Annotated in this window: 22 protein-coding genes; 7 read left to right on the top strand and 15 right to left on the bottom strand. The window is 58.4% G+C overall.

The features are described from left to right. The first annotated feature begins 28 nt into the window (after positions 1-28). Positions 29-1,960, top strand: coding sequence for an ATP-dependent metallopeptidase FtsH/Yme1/Tma family protein (locus tag HY011_18455; GenBank protein ID MBI3424922.1), 1,932 nt, complete (start codon positions 29-31; stop codon positions 1,958-1,960). Between the two features lie 88 nt (positions 1,961-2,048). Here the strand turns inward: HY011_18455 and HY011_18460 are convergent, their stop codons facing one another. From HY011_18460 to HY011_18475, 4 genes are all read right to left on the bottom strand, one after another. Further along, positions 2,049-2,879 carry a hypothetical protein gene (locus tag HY011_18460; protein ID MBI3424923.1) on the bottom strand — a complete coding sequence of 277 codons (831 nt, stop codon included), beginning with the start codon at positions 2,877-2,879 and terminating at the stop codon, positions 2,049-2,051. Between the two features lie 139 nt (positions 2,880-3,018). After that, positions 3,019-3,360: a hypothetical protein gene (locus tag HY011_18465; GenBank protein ID MBI3424924.1), complete on the bottom strand. Its 342-nt coding sequence runs from the start codon at positions 3,358-3,360 to the stop codon at positions 3,019-3,021. Between the two features lie 94 nt (positions 3,361-3,454). Beyond that, positions 3,455-5,251, bottom strand: a complete 1,797-nt coding sequence (locus HY011_18470) for a proline--tRNA ligase (protein MBI3424925.1) — start codon at positions 5,249-5,251, stop codon at positions 3,455-3,457. A gap of 86 nt (positions 5,252-5,337) precedes the next feature. Next, positions 5,338-6,042: a class I SAM-dependent methyltransferase gene (locus HY011_18475; GenBank protein ID MBI3424926.1), complete on the bottom strand. Its 705-nt coding sequence runs from the start codon at positions 6,040-6,042 to the stop codon at positions 5,338-5,340. Between the two features lie 230 nt (positions 6,043-6,272). Here HY011_18475 and HY011_18480 point away from each other — a divergent pair, with 230 nt between their 5' ends. Next, positions 6,273-8,081: a glycosyltransferase family 39 protein gene (locus tag HY011_18480; GenBank protein MBI3424927.1), complete on the top strand. Its 1,809-nt coding sequence runs from the start codon at positions 6,273-6,275 to the stop codon at positions 8,079-8,081. Position 8,082: 1 nt separating this feature from the next. Here the strand turns inward: HY011_18480 and HY011_18485 are convergent, their stop codons facing one another. Beyond that, complete coding sequence (locus HY011_18485; GenBank protein ID MBI3424928.1) at positions 8,083-9,888, bottom strand: glycosyltransferase family 39 protein; 1,806 nt, start codon at positions 9,886-9,888, stop codon at positions 8,083-8,085. A 182-nt stretch (positions 9,889-10,070) separates the two neighbouring features. Here HY011_18485 and rpiB point away from each other — a divergent pair, with 182 nt between their 5' ends. Together rpiB and HY011_18495 are read left to right on the top strand one after the other, a co-directional pair. After that, entirely contained in the window at positions 10,071-10,514 is a 444-nt protein-coding gene (gene rpiB, locus HY011_18490) for a ribose 5-phosphate isomerase B (protein MBI3424929.1), read from the top strand. A gap of 87 nt (positions 10,515-10,601) precedes the next feature. Then, complete coding sequence (locus HY011_18495) at positions 10,602-11,885, top strand: serine hydroxymethyltransferase (protein MBI3424930.1); 1,284 nt, start codon at positions 10,602-10,604, stop codon at positions 11,883-11,885. 101 nt (positions 11,886-11,986) lie between these two features. Here HY011_18495 and HY011_18500 read toward each other — a convergent pair whose 3' ends face one another. The 8 genes from HY011_18500 to aroC form a co-directional block, all read right to left on the bottom strand. After that, positions 11,987-13,084 carry a dihydrodipicolinate synthase family protein gene (locus tag HY011_18500; protein ID MBI3424931.1) on the bottom strand — a complete coding sequence of 366 codons (1,098 nt, stop codon included), beginning with the start codon at positions 13,082-13,084 and terminating at the stop codon, positions 11,987-11,989. Between the two features lie 7 nt (positions 13,085-13,091). Next, positions 13,092-14,534 (bottom strand): 16S rRNA (cytosine(967)-C(5))-methyltransferase RsmB, encoded by a 1,443-nt coding sequence (gene rsmB / locus HY011_18505; protein MBI3424932.1) that lies wholly within the window; start codon positions 14,532-14,534, stop codon positions 13,092-13,094. Continuing rightward, on the bottom strand, positions 14,531-15,469 hold the full coding sequence (locus HY011_18510; protein ID MBI3424933.1) for a methionyl-tRNA formyltransferase: 939 nt from the start codon (positions 15,467-15,469) through the stop codon (positions 14,531-14,533). Before HY011_18510 ends, rsmB begins: the two co-directional genes overlap by 4 nt. After that, the gene (locus HY011_18515; protein MBI3424934.1) at positions 15,466-15,807 is read right to left on the bottom strand and encodes a hypothetical protein; all 342 of its coding nucleotides are present in this window, start codon (positions 15,805-15,807) and stop codon (positions 15,466-15,468) included. The genes HY011_18510 and HY011_18515 overlap by 4 nt, the downstream gene beginning before the upstream one ends. Positions 15,808-15,981: 174 nt before the next feature. Then, a complete protein-coding gene (locus HY011_18520; GenBank protein ID MBI3424935.1) occupies positions 15,982-16,548 on the bottom strand; it encodes a hypothetical protein in 567 nt (188 codons plus the stop codon). A 252-nt stretch (positions 16,549-16,800) separates the two neighbouring features. Continuing rightward, a complete protein-coding gene (gene ssb / locus HY011_18525; GenBank protein MBI3424936.1) occupies positions 16,801-17,343 on the bottom strand; it encodes a single-stranded DNA-binding protein in 543 nt (180 codons plus the stop codon). A gap of 267 nt (positions 17,344-17,610) precedes the next feature. Beyond that, positions 17,611-18,126, bottom strand: a complete 516-nt coding sequence (gene def / locus HY011_18530; GenBank protein ID MBI3424937.1) for a peptide deformylase — start codon at positions 18,124-18,126, stop codon at positions 17,611-17,613. Positions 18,127-18,205: 79 nt separating this feature from the next. After that, the gene (gene aroC, locus HY011_18535; protein ID MBI3424938.1) at positions 18,206-19,396 is read right to left on the bottom strand and encodes a chorismate synthase; all 1,191 of its coding nucleotides are present in this window, start codon (positions 19,394-19,396) and stop codon (positions 18,206-18,208) included. A gap of 195 nt (positions 19,397-19,591) precedes the next feature. Between aroC and HY011_18540 the strand changes: the two genes are divergently transcribed. After that, positions 19,592-20,791, top strand: a complete 1,200-nt coding sequence (locus HY011_18540) for an aspartate/tyrosine/aromatic aminotransferase (protein MBI3424939.1) — start codon at positions 19,592-19,594, stop codon at positions 20,789-20,791. A 70-nt stretch (positions 20,792-20,861) separates the two neighbouring features. On the opposite strand, the gene HY011_18545 is transcribed toward HY011_18540, so the two are convergent. Further along, on the bottom strand, positions 20,862-23,852 hold the full coding sequence (locus HY011_18545; GenBank protein MBI3424940.1) for a PD40 domain-containing protein: 2,991 nt from the start codon (positions 23,850-23,852) through the stop codon (positions 20,862-20,864). 63 nt (positions 23,853-23,915) lie between these two features. After that, entirely contained in the window at positions 23,916-24,485 is a 570-nt protein-coding gene (locus tag HY011_18550) for a sigma-70 family RNA polymerase sigma factor (protein ID MBI3424941.1), read from the bottom strand. Between the two features lie 191 nt (positions 24,486-24,676). On the opposite strand from HY011_18550, the gene HY011_18555 reads away from it, so the two are divergent. Beyond that, a complete protein-coding gene (locus HY011_18555) occupies positions 24,677-25,396 on the top strand; it encodes a Crp/Fnr family transcriptional regulator (protein MBI3424942.1) in 720 nt (239 codons plus the stop codon). A gap of 231 nt (positions 25,397-25,627) precedes the next feature. Then, positions 25,628-26,575, top strand: a complete 948-nt coding sequence (locus HY011_18560; GenBank protein ID MBI3424943.1) for a trypsin-like serine protease — start codon at positions 25,628-25,630, stop codon at positions 26,573-26,575. Positions 26,576-26,582: the final 7 nt, after the last annotated feature.

Raw genomic sequence — 26,582 nt, forward strand, 5'->3', positions numbered from 1 at the left:
GTCTAGCGGAGGTCTTTAACGGAGGTACATGGTATTGAACTCGACTATCAGACAAGTGATTTTTTGGGTGGTGATTATTGGCGGCGCGATTTTGCTGTATCAGGTCTTCCACAATAGCAGCGCGAATCAGCCGAAAGAGTTGCCCTATTCGGACTTGATGACAGAGGTGAAAGCCGGGCGCGTGACGGACGCAAAGGTTGAAAAGGATCGTGTAACCGGCACGCTCGCCAGCGGGCAGAAATATACGACCAAACTGCTGGGCGGCGATTTCGCGGCAGCGGATGTCGCCAAGGCGATGGCTGACAACAAGGTCAGCAAGGTCGAATACGAACAATCGGCGAGCAACAGCCTGTGGATGCAATTTGCCATCGGCTACCTGCCTTTCTTACTCATTTTCGGCTTCTGGATATTCATGCTCCGCCAGATGCAATCGGGCGGCAATAAGGCGCTCTCCTTCGGCAAGAGCCGCGCCAAGCTGCTCTCGAACCAGCAAAAGCGCGTGACCTTTAAGGACGTCGCGGGCGTCGAAGAAGCCAAAGAAGAATTGCAGGAGATCATCGAATTCCTGAAAGAGCCGCAAAAATTCCAAAAGCTCGGTGGCCGCATTCCCAAAGGCGTACTGATGATGGGCCCCCCGGGCACTGGCAAAACGCTGTTGGCGCGTGCCATTGCCGGTGAAGCCAACGTCCCCTTCTTCTCCATTTCCGGTTCCGATTTCGTCGAAATGTTTGTCGGCGTGGGTGCCTCGCGCGTGCGCGACCTGTTTGAGCAGGGCAAAAAGAATGCGCCCTGCATCATCTTCATTGACGAAATTGATGCCGTCGGTCGTCATCGCGGCGCGGGCCTGGGCGGCGGGCACGACGAACGCGAACAGACGCTGAACCAGTTGCTGGTCGAGATGGACGGTTTTGAATCGAATGATGGCGTGATCCTCGTCGCTTCGACCAATCGTCCGGACGTGCTTGATCCGGCCCTGTTGCGGCCCGGTCGTTTTGACCGCCGCGTCATCGTCAATCGTCCTGATGTCAGAGGCCGCGAAGGCATCCTGGCCGTGCACACGCGCAAGATTCCGCTCGGCGAAGACGTGGATGTTTCGGTCATCGCGCGCGGCACGCCCGGTTTCACTGGCGCAGATTTGGCGAACCTCGTCAACGAAGCTGCGTTGAACGCCGCCCGCTACAACAAGAAAGTCGTGGCGATGCATGATTTTGAGTGGGCCAAGGACAAAGTCCTGATGGGTTCCGAGCGCAAATCGGCGGTGATGTCCGAGGACGAGAAAAAGACCACGGCGTATCACGAAGCCGGTCACACCATCGTGGGCCTCAAAGTCCCGAACGCCGACCCGGTGCACAAGGTGACGATCATTCCGCGTGGTATGGCGTTGGGCCTGACGCAGCAATTGCCGGAAGGCGACCGCTATACCCATTCGCTGGATTACATCGAAGGCTCGATTGCGATCCTGATGGGTGGCCGTCTGGCCGAAGACATCTTCCTGGGCAAGATCACGACCGGCGCCTCGAATGACATCGAACGCGCCACCGAGATGGCCCGCCGCATGGTTTGTGAATTCGGTATGTCGAACCTGGGGCCGCTGACTTTTGGCAAAAAGGAAGAGCAAATCTTCCTGGGCCGCGAGATCGCCAAGCACCAGGATTACAGCGAGGAAACCGCCATCAAGATTGACCAGGAGGTCAAACGCATTGTGATGGAGCAATACGAGCGCGCTCGCCAGATCATCCTCGACAATCGGGATGCGCTGGATCGTATGGCGCAAGAACTGCTCGTGCGCGAAACGCTGGATTCAGTGCAGATGCGCCGCATCGTGGCGGGGCTGCCGTTGGATAATGACATGCCTCCGGCTGTGCCTTCGCACTCTGATAGCGACAAACCGGCGGATAAGGAACCGATGTTGAAGCCGATTTTGCCGCCAATCACGGGTGGTAATCCGGCGACAGCATAGCTTCGAGTTTCAATTTCCAACACAAAGGGTGGGCAAGTTTTCTAAACTTGCCCACCCTTTGTGTTTCTCGAAATCTCCGGCAACGCTTTTACCACTGCATCAACTGCGAGATCGTCCGCACTACATCCGGGTCATCTGGGAAAATTACGGGCGTATCCTTTACACGTTGGGTGCGATCACCTTCGCGTCGCACCAACACCTTCACCGGGCAGCCACAGGCGCTGTACACGTAGGTGAACTCGCGCACCGTCTTATCCGGCCATACATCGCGTAACTTCTGCGTCGAGTCTTTCAAATACACGTCCAGCACATTCGCGCCGCCGCGCGAACCGTCCAGGACATGCGAGCCGCCCGCGCCATTGTCCACATAGATATTTAGTTGTTTCTGGCCCGCCGGCACGTCGCCAGGATTGCCGATGCGCGCCTGCCAAAGGATTTTGCCGGTACGTTTAATCCGCAGAAAGCCCGTGCCGGGTTTTTCGCTGCTCACGTGCATGGAAATGTGCAGCTTGCCGTCGGGCGTCGGTTCGCCATACGCATCAAGCATCGCGAACGTGCGCCCCACGCCATCATCTGGCACATAGCCACGTTCGATCTCCAACAGCGCTTGTGCGATGGTTGGCACCGGCTGGCCGAAATCCAACTCTTCGGTGACCATTACAGCCTGCGCAATGTTCATCTTGTTGGGGGCAGATGGATCAGCGGCGGGCGGCGGCGCGGCGGGGTGTGCGGCATTCGCCGTGGTAGTGGTTGAAACCGTCGCCGCCGGTTTCGCAGGCATTGAAAACGTGCGGTAAAAGATCGCGGCGGCGGCGCTCAACATCAAAATCATTGCACCGATGGCCATCACTAGCTTGGAATCGAGCGCGGGTGTTGCGGACGTGGCCGCAGCTTGCGGCTGTTTTTTCTTCTTCGACATAGGTGGTTCGGTTGTTGTTGGATGAAATGTGTGGCCGCCCTGCTTGGCAGAGTGGCCGTTGCCGCACGGCATCATAGCAAATCCGTTTTCAACTGAATATCCACACCTCGACCGGGGCCGCAGCCGGAAATGCGCCTCCTCATTCGCAAAACGTAGACTCGCCCTCGTTCGCCACGCCCGCCAACAGCCCTTCCAGATGCTGCCGCGCCTTCCACGCGCCGGTGCGGTCAGCGACGGCGAGGCCTGCTGTCCAGATTTGCCACGCTGCTTCGGTTTGTCCTTCTTCCAACAACGCGGAGCCGAGCATTTGATAGGCCGCCGTGTAATCGGATTTGATACGAATGACATTACGTAGCGCCTCAATGGCTTCAGGCCAGCGGGCAAGTTTGGTGTATTCGCTGGCCAACCCGTACCAGATCATTTCGTTGTCGGGTTGGGTTTGGGTCATGGCGGTGAAGGCGTCAATGCGGGATTGCGACATAGTAGTGCTCCTTCTCCTTGAAGAAATTTAGGGTGAGTCCTGGCGCTGATTGAAGGCCAGGACTCACCCTTTGAATGTTTCGTCGGTAGCTTGGCTACTGCGCGTTTAATTGCTGCTTGGCCGCATCAATCCGATCCTTGGCCAGCTTCACGACTTCATTCACCGACACGTCCTCAAACTGTCGCGTCGCGCGATCATAAAACTCGACCTTGCCTTCCTTCATCTTTTTACCGCCAATGCGAATCTGGAAGGGGAAGCCGACCAGATCGGCATCGTTCAGCTTAACGCCGGGCCGTTCGTCGCGGTCGTCATAAAGCGCATCCACGCCCGCCGCTTTCAACTCAATGTAGATGCGCTCGCCCGCCGCTTTCAGTTCGCCGTCTTTCACATTCAGCGGCGTGACGGCAATTTCAAAGGGCGCAATCGTGATCGGGAATTGGATGCCCACCTCGTCGTGGTGCAATTCAATCGCGGCGGCCAGGATGCGTTCGACGCCGATGCCGTAACTGCCCATCACCAGCGGCACGGGTTTGCCGTCAGCGTTGAGCACGGTCGCACCCATCGCTTTGCTGTACTTCAACCCCAGCTTGAAAATGTGGCCGACTTCGAGCGCCTTGCCCAAACGCAAGATGCCTTCACAATTCGGACAGCCTTCGCCCTCGGCCACGGTGCGTAGTTCGGCCCAGAGCGTTACCTGGATGTCGCGTTCGAGGCTGACATTGCGCAAGTGATGATCGTCTTCATTCGCGCCGGTGGTCATGTTCTGGCGACCGCGCAAGGCTTCGTCGGCGATGACCAGCAGCTTGGTGTTTTTGAGCGTACTCGTGACCGCGCCCAGGCTGCCTGCGTGCGCGCCCATTGCGTCGAAAATCTCTTCGGGGTGGGCGGGGCGGACGGCGCTGACTTCCCAGCCGTCTTTGTTGAAGAGTTTGGCCGCCGCGTTGACGATCTTGGCGTCGTTGAGCGGATGATCGCCGCGCAGCAAGGCGAGGAAGAGCGTGTTCCGCGCCTCGCCTTTCGCGTTCTCGGCAACGGCGACGTAGATAAGCGTCTTGACCTGCTTATGCGCGGCGGCACCGCCCGCAAACGTCACTAAATCTTCAATCGTGCGCACGCCGGGCGTCGGGAATTTCTCGACGGCCAGCGCCTCTGCGCCATCATCCACGGCGGGAATGCGCGAGGTGGCCTTTTCAGTATTCGCCGCGTAACCGCACGCCGGGCAACTCGCGACCAAATCTTCGCCCGCGTTGGTGTAGACCATGAATTCATTCGACGCCGAGCCGCCCATCGCACCGGTGTCGGCATCCACGATCACGTATTCCAGCCCGCAGCGGCTATAAATTTTGCAGTACGCGCCGCGCTGGTCATCAAACGCTTTGTCCAAGCCGGCGAAGTCAATATCGAAGGTATAGGCATCCTTCATCGTGAATTGGCGCACGCGCAGCAGCCCCGATTTGGGGCGCGGTTCGTCGCGGAACTTGGTTTGAATCTGATACCAGACCTGCGGCAGTTGCTTGTACGAACGCAGTTCCTTGCGCGCGATGTCGGTGAAGATTTCTTCGTGCGTCATCCCCAGGCAATAATCGCTGCCCTTGCGGTCTTTGAGGCGGAACATGTTGTCGCCCATCACCGACCAGCGGCCCGATTCCTGCCAGATTTCCGCCGGATGCAGGGCGGGCAAGAAGAATTCCTGCGCGCCGATGGCGTTCATTTCATCACGGATAATCTGGGTGATTTTCAGAATGGAGCGTTGCGCCAGCGGCAGGTAGCTGTAAATGCCTGCCCCCAATTGCCGGATCAGGCCGGCGCGCAACAACAGTTTGTGACTGACGACTTCGGCGTCAGCGGGTTCTTCGCGAAGTGTAGGAATGAAAAAGTTTGACCAACGCATAATTAAGTTCCAGGTTCTGTGTGCTAAGTTCTACGTTCCGGGTGCTCAACCTTTGAACGTAGGACGTAGAACCCGGAACTTAGAGCTTAGCGTTTTACTGCGATTGCGACGAGTGAGATGCCACACGGCGGGCCGATCAGCTTCTCCAATTTGAGCAGCGGCACCAGCCGGTTGGCGAGATCAGCTTGATTTGGCGGGAGGTAATCGCGTTTGAGCACGCGCCCGTTGATAAGCCACGGCAGCATGGCCACCAGGCTAAAAAACTTCAGTTCGTTGACGCGGAAGCCAACGCTTTCCAACTTCTCTTTTAATTCGCGCTTTTCGTAACGGCGGTAATGGCCGACCGCGCGATCAAATTCGCCATACAGAAACTGGTGCGACGGCACCAGCAGCGCCAGCTTGCCGCCGGGTAGCAACACTTCGCGCATTTGCCCCAGGGCGAAGAGGTCGTCTTCGATGTGTTCGAGCACGTTCAAGCAGACGACCGAATCAAAGCCTTCCGCCGCGTATTCCGCCGGGGCGGCTTTGTTCAAATCAAACTGACCGACGCGCACATGCGTTTTGTCCGCAAACATTGTTTCCAATTCGCGGCGATAGCTGGGCACGACATCCGTCGCCAGCACCGCGCGTCCACCGGCACAAAGGAATTGCGTAATGTTGCCAGTGCCCGCCCCGACTTCTAGAATGCGGCTGCCCAAGCCGGACGCAATTTGCTCATAGAGCCAGTGGTTGTACTGATCCAAATCGGCCAGTTGATTGAGCGTTTCGGTTAACGTCAGACTTTCTTGCACGGGAACTTGCCTCCATCACCAAGCCATTCATGAACACCAAAGCCAGCCAGAAAGGCCGCTTAAAAGAGCGGTGATGATGCTTGTGGAACGGGGCGAATGTCAACCGCATATTTCGCCTGAGCCTGCGGTCTAACTGCGGCTCAGTTGCGGTTCGTGCGCGCGAATTGCTTGTGCCGCGGGCCGTTTCTATAATCGCGCGCGCGCCGCCCACGGCGTTCGGCAAATCACGCATGAATCAAACCGAAACAACCCGTTTTACCCGCGCTGACATGCCCGCTTTGGCCGTGCTCGGGCTGTTGTTCGGCTTGTTGTTGTTGGCTTCGTGGCAGTGCTGGACACAACCCTTGCTCGATCACGGGCGCGAGATGAATTTGCCCGCGCGGCTGCTGGCGGGCGAGCAGCTTTACACGGATGTTCAGTTTCTTTACGGCCCGGTGGCGCCGTATTTCAATGCCTTGCTCTATCGCTTGTTTGGCGTGCATCTGGCTGTCTTGCACGTGAGCGGTGTGGTGTGTGCCGTACTGATTTTGGGCCTGATCTATTGGCTGGCGCGCCAAGTGCTGACGGTCTGGCCCGCCGCTTCGACGACAGGTTTGGTGCTGGTGGTGTGCGCGCTGAAATCCACGGCCAACTATGTGCAGCCCTATGCTTACGCCGCGCTCTATGGCTTGGTCTTCGCGCTGGTGTCGTTGGTGTGTGCCGTGCGCTTTGCGCAGACGCGGCGCGTGAAGCAACTCGCTTGTGCGGGACTGTTCGCCGGGCTGGCGTTGCTGTGCAAGCCGGAGTTGGCCTTGCCTGCGTTGGCGGCGGTGGGCGCGGCGTGGTGGTTGGAATGCCTGTGGCAAAAGCAAGTGGCATGGCGCGCGGGAATGGTGTTGGCGCTCTCTGTGCTTACCTTGCCCGTCGCGGTTTACAGCGCGCTGCTGGTGCGTGTGCCGTGGCGCGTGTTGTTGGATGACAATCACGTGTTGTTTACCAACATGCCGCCGCAGTTGGTGTATTTCAATCGGCACATCAGCGGGTTGGCGCAATGGCCCGGCTCGTTGTGGTTCAGCTTGGCGGGGCTGGGCGTTTTGGCCGTTTGGATTGGCGGCAGCGGCTTGCTCGGCGCATTGCTCTCGCGGTCTGTTGCTGGTTGGCAATTGTTGGCGAAACGGGCGGGCATGTTGCTGGTGGCGGGCTTGCTTTGGCGTGAAGCGGCGCTACGCCTCTTGCACGTGCCGAGCGATGTGACGCCGTTCGCGGCGGCGGTATTTGTCTTGCCGGTTTTGCTGTTTGTGCTGGCGCGGCGTGTTTGGCGGGAACGCGACAGCTTCCCGGCGGAACAGCGCGTGTTTTTGTTGCTGGTGATTTTCAGCTTCTTCGCCATCTTGCGAGCATTGCTGAATGTAACGACGACGGGCCCGTATACACCATTCTTTTTGCCAGTGTTGTTGCTGGTGTATTTGTATGTGTTGCTATGTGCGGCTCCGTCTTGGCTGACAGAGAATGTGACGTTGCGCCGGCGCGTGCAACAAACGGCGACGGTATTGCTTGCCTTGTTGGTAGGTGGGATGGCCGTCAATTCGGCATTACGTTGGCGGCGGTTGAATACATTTCTTGTCAGCGCGCCGCGCGGCAGCTTTCGCACCGTGCCTGAGATCGGTCAGCCGTTGGCCGAGGCTCTTCGTTACGTCGAACAGCACAGTGTTCCCGGCGAAACAGTGCTGACCTTGCCGCTTGCCACGACGATCAATTTTCTGGCTGAACGTCGCTATCCCTTGCGTGAAGAGATCGTCCATCCGGGTTTTCTGACGGGCGCAAAAGAGGCGGAGGCCATTGAGCGCATCAAGGCGCGCCAGGTGCGTTTGATCTTGCTGGCGAATCTGGATACGTCGGAATTTCGCGACCGCACGTTCGGGCTGGATTACAACCAGGAACTCTGGCGCTGGATTGAAGCGCATTATCGATTGGTTGCGCGTTTTGATACGGCGGAGAGCCAGCAGGCGAAACTAGGCGAGAAACCGTTTTTCATTTTGGCGTATGAACGGAAGCCGTGACTTATTCGCGGCGTTCCAGCACTTTGATGAAAAACTCCGCGTCGCCAACCGGCGCATCCCCGCGTCCACCCGCGCCAAATACTGTTGCCACGCGATAATGCGTCTCAATCCAGCCGCCCAATCGTTGATAAAAATCGCGGCCAAATGCCACTGCGCCAAACTCGCGCATGGGGCGATTGACGATCAACACGTAACGCACCTGCTGCCGCGCCAGCAATTCAATGGCTGCTGTTTCATCACGTTCGGACAGGAAGCCGGGAATCAGAATCTGGTGGCGCAACGGCATGCGTCTGCCGCTCAAAAACGTCAGGTCGCTGCCTTCGGGCAACACGGCGAGGGTTTCGCCGGGCTGTGTGTGTGCGGCGATGAACTCCAGCGCCGCGCGATAGACCGGCCCGATTTGCTGTGTTGTATAGAGCGTCCCGCGCGGCGTGTTGATTTCGTAGCTGTTGTTTTTGCGGTACCGAATCCCGAACACGACCGCCGTCACCAGCCACGCCGCCACGAACAACCCGCGCCCAATCGTGCGCGCCGTGGCCGCCGCTGGCGCGTCTTGCGTCCATTTTTGCAAAGCCTGCGGCAGCGTTTGTGTCAGCAGGAAATAAATCAGCAGCAACGAAGTCGGCAGAAAGAAACTGCCAAACGCGCCGCCGCTGGGCACGCGCAACGCCACGCGCGCCAGCACGGCCAAGCTGTAAACCGCCACGATAAAGCGCGCCGGATCAGCCGCCGGGCCGCGCCGCCATTCGCTGACTAGCAATGCCAGCAACAGCAGCGGCAACGCCCGCAAAGGGCTGCCATCCCATTGGCCCGCTGAAGTGAATCCCATCAAAAGCGCCGCCAACAGGCAACCGCCACAAAGCAGTAAGGCGCGCATGGCAAAGGCCGGACTATTGCGGCGTGCGCTCCACCAGCACACCAAACCGCTGGCCGCGCCCCAAACAGCGGCGGCCCCCAGCATTTGCCACAAGGACGCCAACGGGTGCGCCAGGCCCGTGCGTTGCCGGTTGTAATAGACCAGCGAGGCCGGCAGATGCGTGAAAAATAGATGGCAATCTTCGACCAGCGTCGGCCAGCCGATGCGCTGAAACAGCCAGGCGTAAACCGGAGCTGCGATTGCCAAGGCTGGCAACGCGGCCAGCAATAAACCTCGCGTCAGACTGCGCCAATTTGCGCGGTGCAAATGCAACAGCGTCGCCACCAACGTCAACGCGGCGGCCAGCGCGAATTCCTGTTTGGTGATGGCGGCCAAGCCTATGCAAAGGCCCGCGCCGATTAGCTCGCGGCTGCGCCTGCTTTCGGCATAGCGCAAGGTCAGCCACAACGCCGCTAACGCCAGCAACAGAGCGTGCAAAGCGGCATAAGCGTAGGGCGAAATCAAATTGCCCGCCGGTTTGAAAACGCACCAGACAATCACACCACAAACCGCCAGCGCACTTTCTTTCGGTGGCAATAGGCGTCGTGCGATACGCGCGCACAGCCAGACGAGCAGCAACGAACCGAGCATGCCGCTGACTTGCAGCACGCTCAGGTGCGCGCCAAACACGCGATAGAGCAGGGCGTTGAAGTAGGGCGAAAGCGGCGGATAGAGGTAATGCACATCGCGGTACAGCCATTCGCCGTTGAGCAGCCGCAACGGCAAATCCGATTCGCGCCCGCTGTCGGCAATCACGCTCGACCAGCGGCGCCACGAGACGGCCAGCATCAGTAAGAAAATGGCGGATGGCGGATGGCGGAGGGCGAATGGCAGCATCCTTTGCGAACGCGCACGGGCTGGAAATTGCTGGGGCATGAGATCAGGTTTCATTTCTAGTGGGTGCTGGTGGTTCGCGCTGCCAGAATGGGCCGCAGCATAAATCCGCCATCCGCAATCCGCAATCCGCCTTCACCCTGTTTGGCAGTTTTAAGTCCGCTGGGGTAACATCCCTGACTTAAGAGATCAGCGTTCCCCGCTGAAGCACCAATCACCCCAATGTGGTAACCTGAAAGATGAAAAAGATCGCCATCGCCAGCGACCATGCCGGATTCCACGGCAAGGAAGCTATCAAAAAAACGCTCGCCGAATTAGGCGTCGAGTATGCCGACTTCGGCACGAATAGTGATGAGTCCGTGGATTATCCGGACTATGCCGAACGTGTCGCCAAGGCCGTCGCGGCGGGCGAATACGAAAAAGGCATTTTGGTTTGCGGCTCCGGCATCGGCATGGAAATCGCCGCCAACAAAGTGCCCGGCATCCGCGCCGCACTCGCCTGGAACGAAGAGACCGCGCGCGTTTCGCGTTCACACAATGACGCCAACATTGTCACGATTGGCGAACGCACCACACCGCCCGCAACGATTGACCAGATTGTCCGCACCTTTCTGACGACCAACTTTGATGGAGGCCGCCACGCGCGCCGCCTCGAGAAAATTGCCAAACTGGAACAAGAATAAAAGTGGTCAGTGATCAGTGGTCAGTGGTCAGTGATCGGTTACTGAATCGCGCGCCCGCTGACCACTGATCACTGACCACTGACCACTATGATTAACCATTACCGCACGCTTGCCGAAGCTGATCCTGATGTTTACGCTGCGATTCAAAACGAAACGCGCCGTCAGCACGAAGGCTTGGAACTGATCGCTTCGGAAAATTTCACCTCCGAAGCCGTGCTCGAAGCCGCCGGTTCCGTCTTCACCAACAAATACGCCGAAGGCTATCCAGGCAAACGCTATTACGGCGGCTGCGAATACAGCGACGTCGTCGAGCAATTGGCGATTGACCGTGCCAAACAGCTCTTTGGCGCCGAACACGTCAATGTCCAGCCGCATTCAGGCAGCCAGGCGAATATGGCCGTCTATCTGTCGGTGCTGAATTACGGCGACACCGTGATGGGCTTCGACCTCTCGCACGGCGGCCATTTGACGCACGGGCACCCGCTGAATTTTTCGGGCAAGAGCTACAAGATCGTACCTTACGGCGTGAGCAAAGAAGACGAGACGATTGATTACGAGGCGATGGAACGGCTGGCGGCGGAACACAAGCCGAAGCTGATTCTGTGTGGCGCATCGGCTTATTCGCGCGTGATTGATTTCGAACGCATCGCCGCGATTGCCAAAGGCGTCGGCGCGTTGCTGATGGCTGACATTGCGCATATCGCCGGACTGGTCGCGGCGGGCGTGCATCCGTCGCCGCTTCCGCACTGCGATTTCGTCACGACGACGACGCACAAAACGCTGCGCGGCCCGCGCGCCGGCCTCATTATGTGCCGCGAACAGTTCGCCAAAGACATTGATCGCACGGTCTTCCCCGGCGTTCAGGGCGGCCCGCTCGTCCACATCATTGCGGCCAAAGCCGTCGCCTTCAAAGAAGCGCTGCAACCGGAATTCAAAACCTACCAGCAACAAGTCCTGCGTAACGCCAAGGCGCTCTGCGACGGCATTCAGGCAGCGGGCTTCCGCGTTGTTTCGGGCGGCACCGACAATCACGTCTTTTTGGTGGATGTGTTCAGCAAAGGCTTGTTCGGCAAGGACGCCGAAAAGGCGCTCGACGCCGCGCACATAACCGTGAACAAAAACTCGATCCCCTTCGATCAAAATCCGCCGATGAAAGCCAGCGGCATTCGCCTGGGTTCGCCCGCCGTTACGACGCGCGGCATGGGTGAAGCCGAGATGAAACAGATCGCCGCGTTGATTGCCGAAGTGCTGGCCGCGACCGGCGACGAAAGCGTGCGCGCGGGCGTCAGCGCGAAGGTCAAAGAGTTGACGGCGAAATTCCCACTGTATCCGAATCGCTTGAGCAAGGCCGATGGCGCGGCGGGCGATTAGTCGAACAAGCAGCTTTCGGTTATGAAGCAGCAAAGGGCGCAATGCAGTTCAGGATGGGTCTGAACTGCATTGCGCCCTTTGCTGCTTTGTGGTTTTAGCAGTTATTGGTTGGCTTGGCTCTGCCATAAAGCGGGGATTTGCAGGTGCAACGCCGCCTGGAACTTCTGATAACGTTCACCAAACTGCGCACGTTGTTCCGCCGTTAACGCGGGTGTCCCCACGCAAACCCGCGCGCTTTCAATCACGCCATTCAACACCAACGACTCTTTGAAACACGCCAGCAACTTACCCGCACGCCGTCCGCCCTCTTCAAACAAACAGGCTTGTTCGAAGCTTTCACAGACATCGCGATACAGCTCGGTCAATTCTCCGTCACCTGCCCAACACACGCGCCAGGCTTTTTGCCATTCGCGCGGCAGCACGTTGCCGGGGCCAGAGACGACGCCAATCGGCAGGGCATCGTGCAACAGAAATTCGTGCCAACCCGCGCGCAAGCGTCCGATGAAACCGCGCGGCGGACGATACCAATCGAAGATCAGCCCGGCATTGCCGATGTAAATGCCGAATTCGCCCGGCTGTTTGTAATGCAGCGCGGCCTTGGTGTAATTGCCCAGCACCGTGCGCGAGGCCGAGACCTTGATGCCGTAAAGCCAGGGCAGGCGGCTCAGCTCTTTGACGATGTGCGTGCGGATGTGGTCGGTACGTCCGGGTGCGTTGATGTCGGCATTGTCGTAAAGAAAGACGGGGATGGGATGCGGCGCGGCTTCGATCAGGTCGTTCACCTCGCGGCGAAAGAAACGCACGATGTCGTGTTCGTCGAGATCGTTGATCGCCAGCGGCGCGATGACGGCGGCGTCGGCATTGAGTTGAAGCGCCAAGTCTAGGTTGGCGAGGATTTCCTGCTTGGTGTCGCCATTGAGGCCGCACCAGACTTCGACGGGCGTGCGGCCCTGGGTGAACAGTTCAGTGTTGATGGATTGCACTTCGTCTACGGCAAGGTGCAAGAGGCGCTGGCGCTCATCATTCGGCAAGCGGTTCCATTCGCCGGTAGTGCCGTTGGCGAAGATGACATCGGCGCCGTGGCCGTTTTGGATGACGTAGCGAAAGACTTGGCGCTGTTCGTGCTCGATGACGTGGCCGCCCTCATCCACCACGCTGATGGTTGGGACGTTCAAGCCGCGTCGCAAACTGTAATTCATCGAAGCGTTATCTCCTCTTCCAAAGCACACAAAAGAAAAAGCCTTCGCAACCGTGGTGGTGCGGATAGGTGCGCCCGCCAAAGTCGCCGGTCAAGAAGTTGGTTGGATCAAGCCCTAGTTCAAGCAAACGCTCGCGGGTCATATCGCGGAATTCGTAGCCCGCTTCTTTTTGTTGTGCGCGCAACCACGCCACGACTTCTTCACCTTCTTCAGGTTCGGTCGAACAGACGGCATAGGTCAGCAAGCCGCCTGGCTTCACGCAGCGCGCGGCATTGGCAATCAACTGCTTTTGCAGTTCGGCCAGTTCTTTCAGTTTGGCTTCATTCAAGCGCCATTTGATTTCAGGATGGCGCTGCAACGTGCCGAGGCCGGAACACGGCGCATCAAGCAACACGGCGTCAAAGCTTTCGACAAAGCTGGCAGGCAGTTCCTGCGTGGCGTCGAGTTGTTTCAATTCGAGATTGAAAATGCCCAGCCGCTCGCGCATTTCATCCATCGTGCGCAAGCGGTGCGCGTGCAGATCACAGGCCACAATGCGCGCATCGGCGGGCAAGAGGGAAGCGAGCAACGTCGCCTTGCTGCCGGGCGCAGCGCACAGATCGAGGCATTGCGGATTTGAAATTTGAGATTGCGGATGGTTGGCGGCGAGATGTGCAATGAGTTGCGAGGCTTCGTCTTGCAGGTAAAGCGCGCCTGTTTGCACTGGTGTTGCTTGCGAAGAAAGCTTGCCAGCGGTGATGACGAACGCTTGCGGCGCGACTGTTGATGGTTCGAAGCCAATGCCGCTTTGCGCCAGCCATTCGCGGCTTTGCGCCGGATCGGCTTGCAGCGCGTTAAAGCGGAAGGCGGTGCGCGGCGTCGTGTTGTTCGCCGTCGCGAGTTCTTTGGCGTCAGTTTCTCCCAGCCGCGCCAGCCAACGTTTGAGCAACCACGACGGATGCGAGGTTTCGATGCCGAGGCGCGCCAAGTCATTCGGCACGGTTGCCAGCATTTCTTCCAAACTGGTGGCGCTGTCGCGTGTCGCATTGCGCAAGGCGGCATTGACCAACGGCGCGGCGGCGGGTTGTTCGGTGGCCTTGATCAAGTTGACTGATTCGTTGAGCGCCGCATGGGCTGGGATGCGCGTGAGCCAGCGCAGTTGATAGAGCCCGAGCCGCAAGGCGATTTGCGTCGCGGTGTCGAGTTTGTTGGTCGGGCGCTGGGCATAGCGTTCGATCAGAAAATCAAGCGTGCGTTGCCAACGCAAGACACCAAGCACCAGTTCGTTGAGCAAGCCGTGGTCTTCGCGCGACAGTGAGTTGTAGTTTTCCGAGGCCAGCAAGTTGGTCGCATAAGCGTCTTCGGTCGCCACGCGCCAGAGTATGTCGAAGGCAGCGCGGCGCGCGGGCGAGATTTCGATGGGGCGGGGCCTGGGTGGTTGTGACTTGATGAGGCGGGGGCGTGTGTTCATCCGAGTTTGGTTCCAACTTGTAATTTTGCGCCGTTCAGAAAATCGTGCACCGCCATCACTTTTTTTCCGGCTGGTTGCACTTGGGTGAGGCGCAATTGTGAGCCGTGTCCGCAGGCAACGGCAAAGCTGTCTTTTGCAATTTCAACAATCGTGCCGGGCGCGGCATCACCTGTGTGTGCTTCAGCGGTTGCCGCGACGATTTCAAGCCGCTGCTCATGAAGCAAAGTGTAACAACCGGGGAAGGGCGTGAACCCGCGCAGCCGGTTGTAAAGTTGCGTGGCGCTCAACGTCCAATCCACCAAACCGTCTTCGCGTTTTAGCATTGGCGCGTAAGTTGCTTCGGCTTCGTTTTGCTTTTGTGGCGTGATCTTGCTGCGTTCGATTCCCGCCAGCGTTTCGATCAGCAATGACGCACCCAACTCAGCCAGACGCGGTGTCAGTTGCTCCGCCGTTTCGGTCGCGCCAATGGCCGTTGTGTCTTGCCGCAGGATGTCACCCGTGTCCATGCCTACATCCATTTGCATGATCGTCACGCCGGTCTCGGTCTCACCTTGCACGATGGCCCAGTTGATCGGGGCCGCGCCGCGATATTTCGGCAGGATGGAAGAGTGTACGTTGATGCAGCCCAGACGCGGCGCGCCGAGCATCCAATCGGGCAGGATGCGGCCGTAGGCGGCGATGATCCCTGCATCCACCTGCTGAAACAGCGGCTCGAATTCGGCGCGCGCCTCGGCGGTTTTGATTTTGAGCGGTTGATAAACAGTCAGGCCGTGTTCCAGCGCGCAGACTTTGACGGGCGGCGGTGTAATGACCTGTTTACGCCCGACGGGCTTGTCGGGTTGGGTGAAGACAGCCTGGATGCGATGCCCGGCTGCGATCAGTTTGCGTAAGCTGGGCACGGCGAAGGCGGGCGTGCCCATAAAAATCAAATTCATGTTTCTGGTGGTTCCAATGGTTCGATCTCAATGGTGTCGAACATCGCCTGCTGGCGCAACGCTCCGGCAACCGTCGTGGCCTTGCGTGCCGTCAGGGGATGATCCGGGTCGCTGCTTTGAATCAGAAACTCGCCTGCCCCGATGGGTTCGATGCTGAGTTGGCCTAACGCTACGCCGGGCGCTACGGTCATTGAATCAAGTTGGTGAATGCGAAAGCGTCCGGTGCGCTCGACCCAATCTTCGATAAACGGGTCGCGCAAGGCGTGCTCGGCTTCGTTCTGATTTGCGTAACTGCCCGTGACCAATAAGCAAAATGCTTCTTCTTTATGTCTTTTCATGGCGGCAAATGGTTTGTTGAATCGTCGCGGCAGTCTAGGCGGCGGGTGGCGGGGAAGTCAATTTGCGGTGTTTCGACCAAGAGTAAAAAAATGGCCTCAAAGCGGTGGTGCGTGCCTTGAGGCCATAAGCGCTGGATTGGTGCGTTGTTGGTGTGGTGTAACTCGAAAAAAATCTTATTCCGCGGGTTCCGCCGAGAGCTGAAAACTGATCGTGGGGACCAACAATTGCCCTTTGACCAGCCGCAGCGCCGGATTGTTCAACAGCATCGCGGCCTGATTAAGGAGTTCCGATTCGCGCAGTTCCTTGTACTTGCCGTTCTTGCTCAACAGCAGATAAATCGTGCCATTGCCCGGTTGTTTTGGGCGCGGCGTTTTGGGCGCAGCTTTTTTGGATTTGGCCGCTGTCCCTTTTTCAGTAATTGTCTCTTTCGTTGGTTCGCTCATTTTTTCCGGTGCGGGCGACTGCGCTTTCGCGGGCCGCTTTTTACGTTCGAAGGTATTTGCTTCCGTTGTGCTCGACACGGCAGTTTGCGCGCGTGACAGCATAGCCACATCTGACCTCGTTCCAGGATTGCTCTGTACGGTCAATGCCGGTCGAGACACAACGGAAACTCTGGTGGCAGCAGGCTGCGCTTTGCGGGCCGGGGCTATCAGTGTTTGCACCTCAAACACGCGCCCGGTTTTAGCCGCCGCTGCTTCTAAGCGAGACTGAATGGCGACTAAGCCAGGTTCACCCGTCACGGCCTTTTGCCAATCTTTGCAGTTGCGCCGGAACTTGCACGACCAATAACAAACTTCGACGGCTTTCTGGCAACTGAACCGCTGACAGGCGACTTGCATGGCTTACTCCTTTCTCAAAACTACTCCTGCTTGATTCTTTATTCGAAAAAATTGAAGGGGATGCAGAGTCGCAGACTTGAGCAGCCAAGGATGCTCACAGCGGCACACGGCCAAACTGCTCAAGCCTGCCAAAATGGTCAGGAACTTAGGAAGCTAGAAGGGAATGTCATCTTCCTCAATGCTGACCAATTCTTTCGCCGCTGGCGCGGCCTTCTTGCCACGGCTCGGCGTTGTGCTTAGCTTTGTTGCCGTAGCGCCCAGCGCCTTGGCAATCGCTTGTTTCTTCTCCGCTGGACTTTCGTTGGGAATGCCTTGCGTCGTCGTCGTGCTGGCGCTGACCGTTACATTGTTCGTCTCGACGACATCATTGCGTTGACCCAGGAATTGCAAATCAAGCGCCGTGACTTCGGGACTAATACGCGTGTGACCTTCGCGGTCAACGTATTCCTCCAGTCGCAACCGGCCTTCGACATACACCTGACGACCTTTGCTCAGATACTCATTCGCTAACTCGGCCTGCCGGCCCCAGACGGTCACACGAAACCAGGTCGTCGTTTCTTCCGGTTCACCTTGCGCATTTTTGCGCCGTTCCGTCGTGGCGACCGAAAACTTGCACACGGCATTGCCTTGCGGCGTGTGTTTCAATTCAGGGTCGCGCCCCAAATAACCAACGATGGTGATTTTGTTGAATGACATTTCGCACCTCACTTGGTAAACGCTGTCAACCTAAATACCGCGGCAGCGCCGATTGTCTTTCACCGCGCTCGCTTGCGGCGTCTCACTGTTTCACTGACAGAACAGACTTATACGCCTGTCTTGTTTTTGTGTCAACAGTGAAACGCAAGTTTTTTGCAGTTTTTTTCGTGTGTGGGGAAAGAGGCGGGTTACGGGCAAAGAAAAAGGCACGTGCGAGTTGTTTGTGATTCACGCGTGCCCTAATTTGACAGGCTTATTTGCTCAGAGCTAATCCCAATCGCCGAGTTTGATGCGTTTCTTGATTTTGCGTTTGACCAAGTCACGCTTCAGTGCGCTGATGTAGTCCAGGAAGAGCTTGCCATAAAGATGGTCTGTTTCGTGTAAGACACAGCGAGCCTCCAGATCCTCGACTTGCATCGTGAATTCCTGGCCGTGAATGTCTTGCGCTGTGACGGTCACGATGCGCGGGAGTTCGACCTCGAAGTAAATATCGGGGAAGCTCAAACAGCCTTCGTCGCCGACCTGTGTCTCTTTAGTTTCGACGATGCGCGGATTGATCAGCGCGTAGCGGCGCTGGGGATCACGGTTGCTGCCGCTGCAATCCATCACAAACAGTTTGATGGATTCACCCACTTGAGGCGCGGCCAGCCCACAGCCTTTTTCCTCGTACATTGTCTCGAACATGTTCTCGACCAATGCGGCCAGCTTGCCATCGAATTCGGTAATCAGCTTGCCTTCCTGTTGCAGCACGGGATCGCCATATTTCACAACTTTCAACATCATATAGCCTTACTCACCTCAATTCTCACGATCTTCGGGAAGATCAATTGAAGCAAAAGAAAACGGCGTTTGCAACCAGGCCCTAGTATTCGAGCAATTGCTGCTGATAGCTCTCGAAATTCCGTCTCATCTCGCGCAACGAATCACCGCCGAACTTTTCGCGCAGCGCTTGCGCCAGCACAATCGCCACCATCGCTTCGCCAATCACGCCCGCCGCTGGCACCGCCGTCACGTCCGAACGCTCGAAGTCGGCTTCCAGCACCTCCTTGGTGTCAATGTGGATGCTCTTGAGCCGTTTGCGTAGCGTGGCGATTGGTTTCAGGTAACCGCGCACACGCAACTCCTGCCCATTGGTCATGCCGCCTTCCAAGCCGCCCGCACGGTTGGAGCTGCGGCTAAAGGTGCGCGTCGCGCTATCATAAGTAATCTCGTCATGCACTTGCGAGCCGGGTTTGAAGGCATTGGCGACGCCTTCGCCCAACTCGACGGCTTTGACAGCGTGGATGGACATCACGGCCTGGGCCAGTTGCCCGTCCAGCTTGGCCGTCCAACTCGTATGCGAACCGAGGCCCGGCACACAGCCTTGCGCTACGACTTCAAACAGTCCGCCCAGCGTGTCGCCCTCTTCGACCCCGGCCAGATCAATGCGCGCGACCATGCGCGCTTCGGCCTCTTTGTCTACGCAACGCAACACCGTGTCATCATACAGCGCTTGAATCTCGGCGAAGCTGGCGTCGGGTTGTGCGCTTTCAATTTCGCCCAAGCGGATCACGTGGCTGGCGAGTTCAACGCCGAATTCGTGCAGCAACTGTTTGGCGAGTGCGCCGACAGCCACGCGCATGGTCGTTTCGCGCGCGCTGGCGCGTTCGAGAATGTCGCGCAAATCGCGCCGGTCGTATTTCATCCCGCCGACCAAATCGGCGTGGCCGGGACGCGGGCGAATGACTTTGCGGTCTCTTCCGGGTGTTCCTTGGGCGAGTAGGCCTTCCGGCTTCTCCACCGCCATTACGTCCGTCCAGTTTTTGAAATCGCGATTCTCGACGAGCAATGCGATAGGGCCGCCCAACGCTTCACCATGGCGCACGCCCGCCAGGATTTGCACGGTGTCGGTTTCGATTTTCATGCGGCCACCGCGTCCGTAACCTTGTTGCCGCCGCCACAATTCGTGGTTGATGTAATCCAGCCGGAGGGGCAAGCCGGCGGGCAAGCCTTCGACAGTCGCAACCAAAGCAGGGCCGTGCGATTCGCCCGAAGTAGTAAAAGAGAAATTCATAGCGTTGGTCTTTTCAGTGTTTATTGTTGCAGCTTCGTGACAGGCACGAAGTATAGAAGTGCCGCCAGCAATGGGCAAATAAACGAAATTGATGTCGTGCCGCTGCGCGCTGCTTTGAATCGTTTCGCCGTAGCAGGCATAATCCACCCTCATTTCCAACCTTTAATCAACAATTTGAGAAGGACACACTCTGTGATGCAATCACCGTTTGCGTACATCGAACAAGCGCCACCCGATCCGATCATCGGGCTGACCGAAGCGTTTAACCAGGACGCCAACCCCGCCAAGGTCAACCTGGGCGTCGGCGTTTATCAGGATGCCACTGGCAAGGTGCCCGTGCTGCGCGTCGTGCGCGAAGCCGAGGCGCGTTATTACGAGCAAGAGGCGACCAAGAGCTACCTGCCGATTGACGGGCTGGTGGCTTACAACAAGGAAGTACAGAAGCTGCTCTTTGGCCCGGACTCGCAAGTCATCGCCGAAGGGCGCGCGGTGACGGTGCAGGGCTTGGGCGGCACGGGCAGTCTGAAAATCGGCGCGGATTTCTTGCGGCGCTTTTTGCCCGACGCGCAAATCTGGATTAGCAGCCCGAGTTGGGAAAACCACCAGATGCTGTTTGAGACCGCCGGGTTCAAGGTGAACAGCTATCCCTATTACGACGCCGAAACGCACGGGCTGAATTTCAACAGCATGCTCGAAACGTTGAAGACGCTGCCCGCGCAAAGCATCGTCGTGTTGCACGCCTGTTGCCACAATCCGACGGGCGTGGATTTGAACAATGAGCAGTGGGCGCTAGTGCTTGATGTCGTCAAACAGCGCGCGCTGGTGCCGTTTCTGGATTTCGCCTATCAGGGTTTTGGTGAGAGCCTGGCAGCCGACGCGTTTGCCGTGCGGGCCTTTGCCGAGGCGGGCATCCAGTGTTTGATTGCCAGTTCGTTCTCGAAATCGTTTGGACTATACCGCGAACGTGTCGGCGCGTTGACCCTCCTGACCGAATCGGGCGCGGAAGCGAAGCACGTGCTGAGTCAGGTCAAACGCGTGATCCGCACGAATTATTCCAGCCCGCCTTCGCACGGCGCGCAGATCGTGGCACTGGTGTTGAGCGATCCCGTCTTGCGTGGACAATGGGAAGCCGAGTTGACCGAGATGCGCGAACGCATCCAGCAAATGCGCGACAAGTTTGTGGCGATGCTGCGCGAGAAGGGTATTGAGCAGGATTTCGGCTTCATTCAACAGCAACGCGGCATGTTTTCGTATTCGGGCTTGAATCCCGAACAGGTCAAGACGCTGCGCGAAAGGAACAGCCTTTATATTGTCGGCAGCGGGCGCATTTGTGTGGCGGCGCTGAACGACCACAACATTGGCGGCATCTGCGAAGCGATTGCTGAGGTGCTGTAGCGGAATTGCAAACCGAATGCGCCGCCAAGAGAGAGGCTCATTTGCTCCGTCTTGCCGGGAATCGGCCGCCTCACTTCAATTTCAACAGCCAAATGTCGGCGTCGCTGCTAACCTCGGTGAAATAGATTTGCCGGTTATTGCGTGAGATGGCTTGAGTGCCAATTTGATTAGGCTGTTTGAGGGCATGAATTTGTTGCGGTTTTTGGCCCGTGCGGTCGAATAGGTAAAGCGCATTCCCTTCCTTAAAAAGCAACCGCCGACTGTCATTTAGCCAAACGGGGTAGCTGCCTAAATCAGTGAGCCGTTCATAACGCTGCTGGGCGACGGAATAAACGACAATGCCGCGCCGTTGCTGTTCTGGCAGGGGCGGCTGCCAGCCCGCCAGAGACTGACCATTCGGCGACCACTCCCAAGGTAAAAATCCTGGCACAGGCTGGCCCGGCAACACTTGCGGCGTTTGCGCAGCGCCTGGCCGGTCGGCGTCAATGACGTAAGAATTGACGTTGCGGATTTGATAAAGCAGCTTGCGGCTATCGGGCGACCAGACCGGTGCGATCACTTCCTTGCCCGGCTCATCAGTCATTTGCGCCAGACCGGAGCCATCGGGCCTGACTTTCCAGATTTCATATTTGCCACTACGATCCGAAATAAAAGCGATCCAGCGACCGTCCGGCGACCAGCGCGGCATGATGTCCTGGGCGGCGTCATCGGTGAGCCGTTGTAAGGGCGCGCCTGAGAGACTGGCCGTGAAAAGGTCTTGCTGCGGTTCGCCGCGAGTCAAATACACAAAACTCTTTTCATCGGGCACCAGCGAGAAGAGCGCGTAGCGTTTCAAGCCTTGCGTCAACGGTGTGGCCGCGCCGTTCACCCGGCCTTTGACCGGGTCGAAACCGATTTGCCAGAGGTTTTCGCTGCGCGTGGATTGACCGTAAACCAGCGTGCTGCCGTTGCGGGCAAAGCTGACATATTGGCAATTGTTCGACGGCAACGTTGCCGGTTCGAGCGCGCCCCACAAACGGCCCGTGCTTTCGTCAAGCGCCACGCGCCAGAGATTCATCTCACCGCCGCGATTGCTCAGAAAGTACAGGTACGCGCCATCGGGCGACCAGACCGGGTTCCAGTCAATGAAGGCGTCATCGGTCACCGGTGTTGGTTCGCCCCCGCTGGCGGCGACCGTCCAGATGTCGCGGTGGCCGCCTTTCTGTTCGCCCCAAAAGGCGAGGCGCTGGCCGTGTGGCGACCAATTGGGTTGCACGGCGTCGTGCGCGCTAATCACGCGGCTTGCGTGGGTTGTCAGGTTGACGGCCCACAGGCGGCTGGCGCTGGGATAGGTGTTGCGACCTTCGTAATCCCAGATGTTGTCATCGGCCAGCGCCACCTCGCGTCCGTCGGGCGACCAGGCGGGGTTGAAGCCAGTGTTGCTCAGTTGCGTGACGTTGCCGCCATCGCTATTCATCACGAAAATGCCGCCGCCATTGCGATTGGAGCGAAACGCGATCTGCGTGCCGTCAGGCGAGTAAGCTGGTTGGAGTTCAACGCTCGCCGTGCCCTCGGTCAGATTGGTTGCCGTGCGCGCGTTGGCGGCTTGGCGGTAAATATCCCAATTCCCATTGTGACGGCTGGCAAAAACGACGCTTTGGCCATCGGGCGCGAGGCTGGGGTAAAGCTCTTGGCCGGGCATATCCGTCAGCTTACGCGCGTCGGCGGAGTTGAAGGCCAGCCGCGCAGCTTGAGTTGCACGGCGCGTTTGCCAAAGCCCGAAACCAAGCAGACCCAGCAATGCCAACGCCGCCGCCCAGGCTGCCTGTTTGCGCCAGCGTGAGGCGGGCCTGCCTTGCAATGATTGTTCAAACTGTTCAAGCGCGCCGCGCAACTCTGCCGCGCTCTGGTAACGCCGATCAGGCTCTTTGGCCAACGCGCGCGCCACGATGCGTGCCAGGGCCGGGTCGGGCAGGCAGGTCAAATCCGCTTCGCCGTGCAGGATGGCTTGGCTGCGCGCGGCCTCGTTGCTGCCCGTGAATGGACGTGTGCCGGTGAGCAACTCATATAGCACGACGCCCAGGCTGAAGATGTCCGTGCGCGCATCCAGTTCTGCGCGGCGCGCCTGTTCGGGGGACAGATAAGCGAGCGTGCCCAGCAACACTGCGGGGTCTGTGAGGGATTGGAGATTGGGGATTGGAGATTGGGGATTGGAGATTGGGGATTGGAGATTGGGGATTGGGGATTGGGGATTTGGGATTGGAGATTGGGGATTGGAGCTTGGAGGTTGGAGATTGGGGATCGGAAATTGGGGGTGAGCTTTCATCTGTAGCCCGTCATCCGCCAACTTCACTCTGTCATCTCCAATCCCCAATCTCCAAGCTCCAAGCTCCGATCCCGCAGGTTTTGCCAGGCCGAAATCGAGCACTTTGACCAAACCGTCCGGGCGAACCATCACATTCTCTGGCTTGATGTCGCGGTGGATGATGCCGGCGGTGTGCGCGGCGCCGAGGGCGTCGGCAATCTGTCCGGCGATCTTCACACTTTCGCGCCAGGGCAGGCGGCCAGCCGCCAGTTTTTGCCGCAGCGTCTGGCCCGCGATGTGTTCGGCGGCGATGAAATGCGTCCCGGCGTCTTCGCCGATTTCATAAATCGTGAGGATGTTGGGATGGTTGAGCGCCGAGATCGCGCGCGCTTCACGCGTGAAGCGTTGTACCCACGCAGCGTCCTGGCCGAATTGCGCGGGCAACAGCTTCAGCGCAATCTGGCGTTCCAGCCGGGGGTCATGCGCCAAGTAGACCTCGCCCATCCCGCCGGTACCCAGGACTGACAAGATTTCGTAATGTGCCACGCGCTGACCCGGTGCGCGTGGCGTCGTGGCCGTCAGGCCGAAGCTGTCAGCGGCGGGTGTTTCCAGAAAGCTATTGGCTGCCTGAAAGGAGGCGAGCAGCTTTTCGACTTCTTGTTGTAACTGCGGGTCAGCGGCGCAGGCCTGGCTGACAAAGGCGGCGCGCGCACTGGCCGGACGTTCGAGCGCGGCTTGGAAAAGGGTTTCAAGTTGTTGCCAGTGGTCGGTGGTCATTTGTGTGGGATGAGGGGTGAAAAAAAAGAGGCATTTGAATTGGCTTCACCCCTCATCCCTCTATCATTCGCGGTTGAGCAATTGATAAAGCCACGCCTTGGCCATGTTCCAATCGCGGATAACGGTTTGCGGCGAAATGTCCAGCACCTGCGCCGTCTCCTCGACACTCAGTCCGCCAAAGTAGCGCAATTCGACGACGCGGCTTTTGCGCTCATCCAACGCCGCCAGACTTTGCAAGGCATCATCGAGTGCGACCACTTCGGCGGCGCGTGCTTGACCGTAATTCAGCGCTTCATCCAATGAAAGTTTGACCGCGCCGCCGCCACGTTTGGCGCGCTGGTTGGCTTTGGCGTGGTCTACCAAAATGCGCCGCATCATCTGGGCCGCGACGCCGAAAAAGTGCGCGCGGTTTTGCCATTCGACCTGCGTTTGATCAATCAGTCGCAAGTACGCCTCGTGCACCAGCGCCGTCGGTTGCAGCGTATGACCGGGGTCTTCCGTCCGCAAATAGCGCGCCGCCATTTGACGCAATTCCTGATAGACCGCCGGAATCAGCCGCTCCAACGCAGCCGCATCGCCCGTGCGCCAGGCGCGTAATTGGTCGGTGATCTGATTGGGTGCGATCAGTTCCATCTTGCAGGTGGCAGCGTAACGGGGGAGGACGCAAAAAAATTCTCAGGCGTTGGGAGTTTTTACGCCCGTTTGTCGCGTTATTCAACAGCCGCAAAAAATCCGGCTTCCGGGAAGCGCAAGTGCCGGTCACCGTTTATCGCAATTAAGTTTTGCGGGCTTTGGTTGGGTTTTGTCGGGAAGGACATTGTGAGATGGCAGGAATACATTTGAAACCGGAGCGGGCTGACGCCAATCTGCCGAATTGCTTGAGCCAATTTGCGCTCTGGCGCGATCTGGCGGCGGCGGATTTGCGCCAGGTCAGTGAGCGGTTGCATAGCAAGATATTCCCCGCCAGCACACCGCTGATGAGCGCCGAACAGCCGGGCGAGGTTGTCTACTTCATCGCCAGCGGCACGGTCAAAGTCCACGTCGAACAGCCGGATGGCCGGGACGTGCTGATCGCGATCCTCGGCCCCGGTGAAATCGTCGGCGAACTCAGCGTGTTGGATTGCGCGTTACGCTCTGCCAGCGTGCTGACACTGGAAGCGTCCCAGTTGCTCTGGGCTGATGCCGCGACGTTCAAGCGCTGGTTGAGAACCATGCCGCCGTTGGCCCACAACCTGGCGGCAATCCTGGCGGCGCGCTTGCGCCAGGCTAACGAACAGATTCAAACGCTGGCCGCGCTCGATACCGAAGGCCGCGTCGCGCACCAACTGGTCGCCTTTGCCGAAAAGTACGGCCAGCCGCGCCCGGACAATGCGATCTACATCCCGATTCGCCTGACCCAGAGCGACATCGCCGCGCTGGTGGGCGCGACGCGCGAACACACGAATAAGATTTTGGTGTCATACAAAGAGCGCGGCTACCTCTCGACCAACCAGCAATATCATTTCACGCTGCACAATCCGCGCGCGCTGGCGCAACGCTGTTGAAGCTTGGCAAAGGTAGGCGGCGAGCGGCCGGCTGACGAGCAGCAGAGTTCGTCCGCCGGCCTTTTCGTTTTTTGCGCCGCCGCTTGCCGCTGTAAGCGATCTTGCAGCCGCGCTGTAAGCACTCTCGCAGCCGAATTCCTGCCACCCGCTTATCGTTCCGTCAACGCACAACGAGATTGCCACGGCGGCAGTCTTCACCCGAAACAAAGACGAATGAAAAGGAGAGCGGAAATGAAACAACTGAATTTGAAAGCGGCGCTAAACAACCATCACGGCCGGCGACTGAGCTTGATGCTCAGCTTGATGCTGGCGCTGACCGACGCGGCGTATGGCCCGCGCGGCCTGAGCAATTTGACCATCCAAGCCACCGGCAGCGCGGCGGCCTGTGCCAACGTGTGCACCAACAGCCAGATGATCATCGGCTGTGACGACCGCGTGCAGAAAGCGGCCAACGTGAACGGTGCGGCCACCTCGCCCTGGCGGCACATCGGGCGGCTGTCGAACGGTTGCACCGGCACGCTGATCGCCGACCGCTGGGTGTTGACGGCGGCGCATTGCGTGGCGAATCAGGCCGGCAACCCCATCGGCTTTTCATTGGCGCAATCCGCCAACTCCAATTGCGGGCGCCCATACGGGACGGTTTATGGCATGGCCGCTTACATCCCGACGGCGTATGCGGGGACCAATTCGCAAACCGACCGCTCGTTTGATTACGCCATGATCAAGCTGGCCGCGCCGATTCCCGGCGCGACGCCGATGGCGTTTGATTACCTGTCGTGGAATACCGTGTCACCCCTGGGCAAATACTCGATCGGTTATCCGAGCGTCACCAAACCCACCGGCACAGTGTGGAGCACAGGCACGAGCGAGTTCGGCCCCAGCCCCAACCGTTGGCTCGACAACGGCGCAAGCGGCTTGCTGGAATTGGACACCGACGGCGAAGGCGGCCAGAGCGGTTCGCCGGTGTACGTGATTCACAACAACGTGCGCAAAGTCATCGCCGTGCTGATCGGCAGCCCGGTCAGCGCCTGTCAGGACGGCCACATCTGGGCCTCGCGGCTCACCTCGGGCGCGGTCGAACACCTTCAAAACAAAATGGCCCCGAATGTGCTCGACTTTTTCTGGCAAGAGATTGATCTGAATTACCTGAACGCCGTGCCGCCGCCGAACTGCCAATAATGATCCC

It is taken from the genome of Acidobacteriota bacterium (assembly GCA_016196035.1).
Classification (GTDB): domain Bacteria; phylum Acidobacteriota; class Blastocatellia; order RBC074; family RBC074; genus JACPYM01.

Excerpts from the sequence above, each read along its gene's own strand:
- HY011_18455 (MBI3424922.1), top strand. The coding sequence starts at position 29 with ATGGTATTGAACTCGACTATCAGACAAGTGATTTTTTGGGTGGTGATT.
- HY011_18460 (MBI3424923.1), bottom strand. The coding sequence starts at position 2,879 with ATGTCGAAGAAGAAAAAACAGCCGCAAGCTGCGGCCACGTCCGCAACA.
- HY011_18465 (MBI3424924.1), bottom strand. The coding sequence starts at position 3,360 with ATGTCGCAATCCCGCATTGACGCCTTCACCGCCATGACCCAAACCCAA.
- HY011_18470 (MBI3424925.1), bottom strand. The coding sequence starts at position 5,251 with ATGCGTTGGTCAAACTTTTTCATTCCTACACTTCGCGAAGAACCCGCT.
- HY011_18480 (MBI3424927.1), top strand. The coding sequence starts at position 6,273 with ATGAATCAAACCGAAACAACCCGTTTTACCCGCGCTGACATGCCCGCT.
- HY011_18485 (MBI3424928.1), bottom strand. The coding sequence starts at position 9,888 with ATGAAACCTGATCTCATGCCCCAGCAATTTCCAGCCCGTGCGCGTTCG.
- rpiB (MBI3424929.1), top strand. The coding sequence starts at position 10,071 with ATGAAAAAGATCGCCATCGCCAGCGACCATGCCGGATTCCACGGCAAG.
- HY011_18495 (MBI3424930.1), top strand. The coding sequence starts at position 10,602 with ATGATTAACCATTACCGCACGCTTGCCGAAGCTGATCCTGATGTTTAC.
- HY011_18500 (MBI3424931.1), bottom strand. The coding sequence starts at position 13,084 with ATGAATTACAGTTTGCGACGCGGCTTGAACGTCCCAACCATCAGCGTG.
- rsmB (MBI3424932.1), bottom strand. The coding sequence starts at position 14,534 with ATGAACACACGCCCCCGCCTCATCAAGTCACAACCACCCAGGCCCCGC.
- HY011_18510 (MBI3424933.1), bottom strand. The coding sequence starts at position 15,469 with ATGAATTTGATTTTTATGGGCACGCCCGCCTTCGCCGTGCCCAGCTTA.
- HY011_18515 (MBI3424934.1), bottom strand. The coding sequence starts at position 15,807 with ATGAAAAGACATAAAGAAGAAGCATTTTGCTTATTGGTCACGGGCAGT.
- ssb (MBI3424936.1), bottom strand. The coding sequence starts at position 17,343 with ATGTCATTCAACAAAATCACCATCGTTGGTTATTTGGGGCGCGACCCT.
- def (MBI3424937.1), bottom strand. The coding sequence starts at position 18,126 with ATGATGTTGAAAGTTGTGAAATATGGCGATCCCGTGCTGCAACAGGAA.
- aroC (MBI3424938.1), bottom strand. The coding sequence starts at position 19,396 with ATGAATTTCTCTTTTACTACTTCGGGCGAATCGCACGGCCCTGCTTTG.
- HY011_18540 (MBI3424939.1), top strand. The coding sequence starts at position 19,592 with ATGCAATCACCGTTTGCGTACATCGAACAAGCGCCACCCGATCCGATC.
- HY011_18545 (MBI3424940.1), bottom strand. The coding sequence starts at position 23,852 with ATGACCACCGACCACTGGCAACAACTTGAAACCCTTTTCCAAGCCGCG.
- HY011_18550 (MBI3424941.1), bottom strand. The coding sequence starts at position 24,485 with ATGGAACTGATCGCACCCAATCAGATCACCGACCAATTACGCGCCTGG.
- HY011_18555 (MBI3424942.1), top strand. The coding sequence starts at position 24,677 with ATGGCAGGAATACATTTGAAACCGGAGCGGGCTGACGCCAATCTGCCG.
- HY011_18560 (MBI3424943.1), top strand. The coding sequence starts at position 25,628 with ATGAAACAACTGAATTTGAAAGCGGCGCTAAACAACCATCACGGCCGG.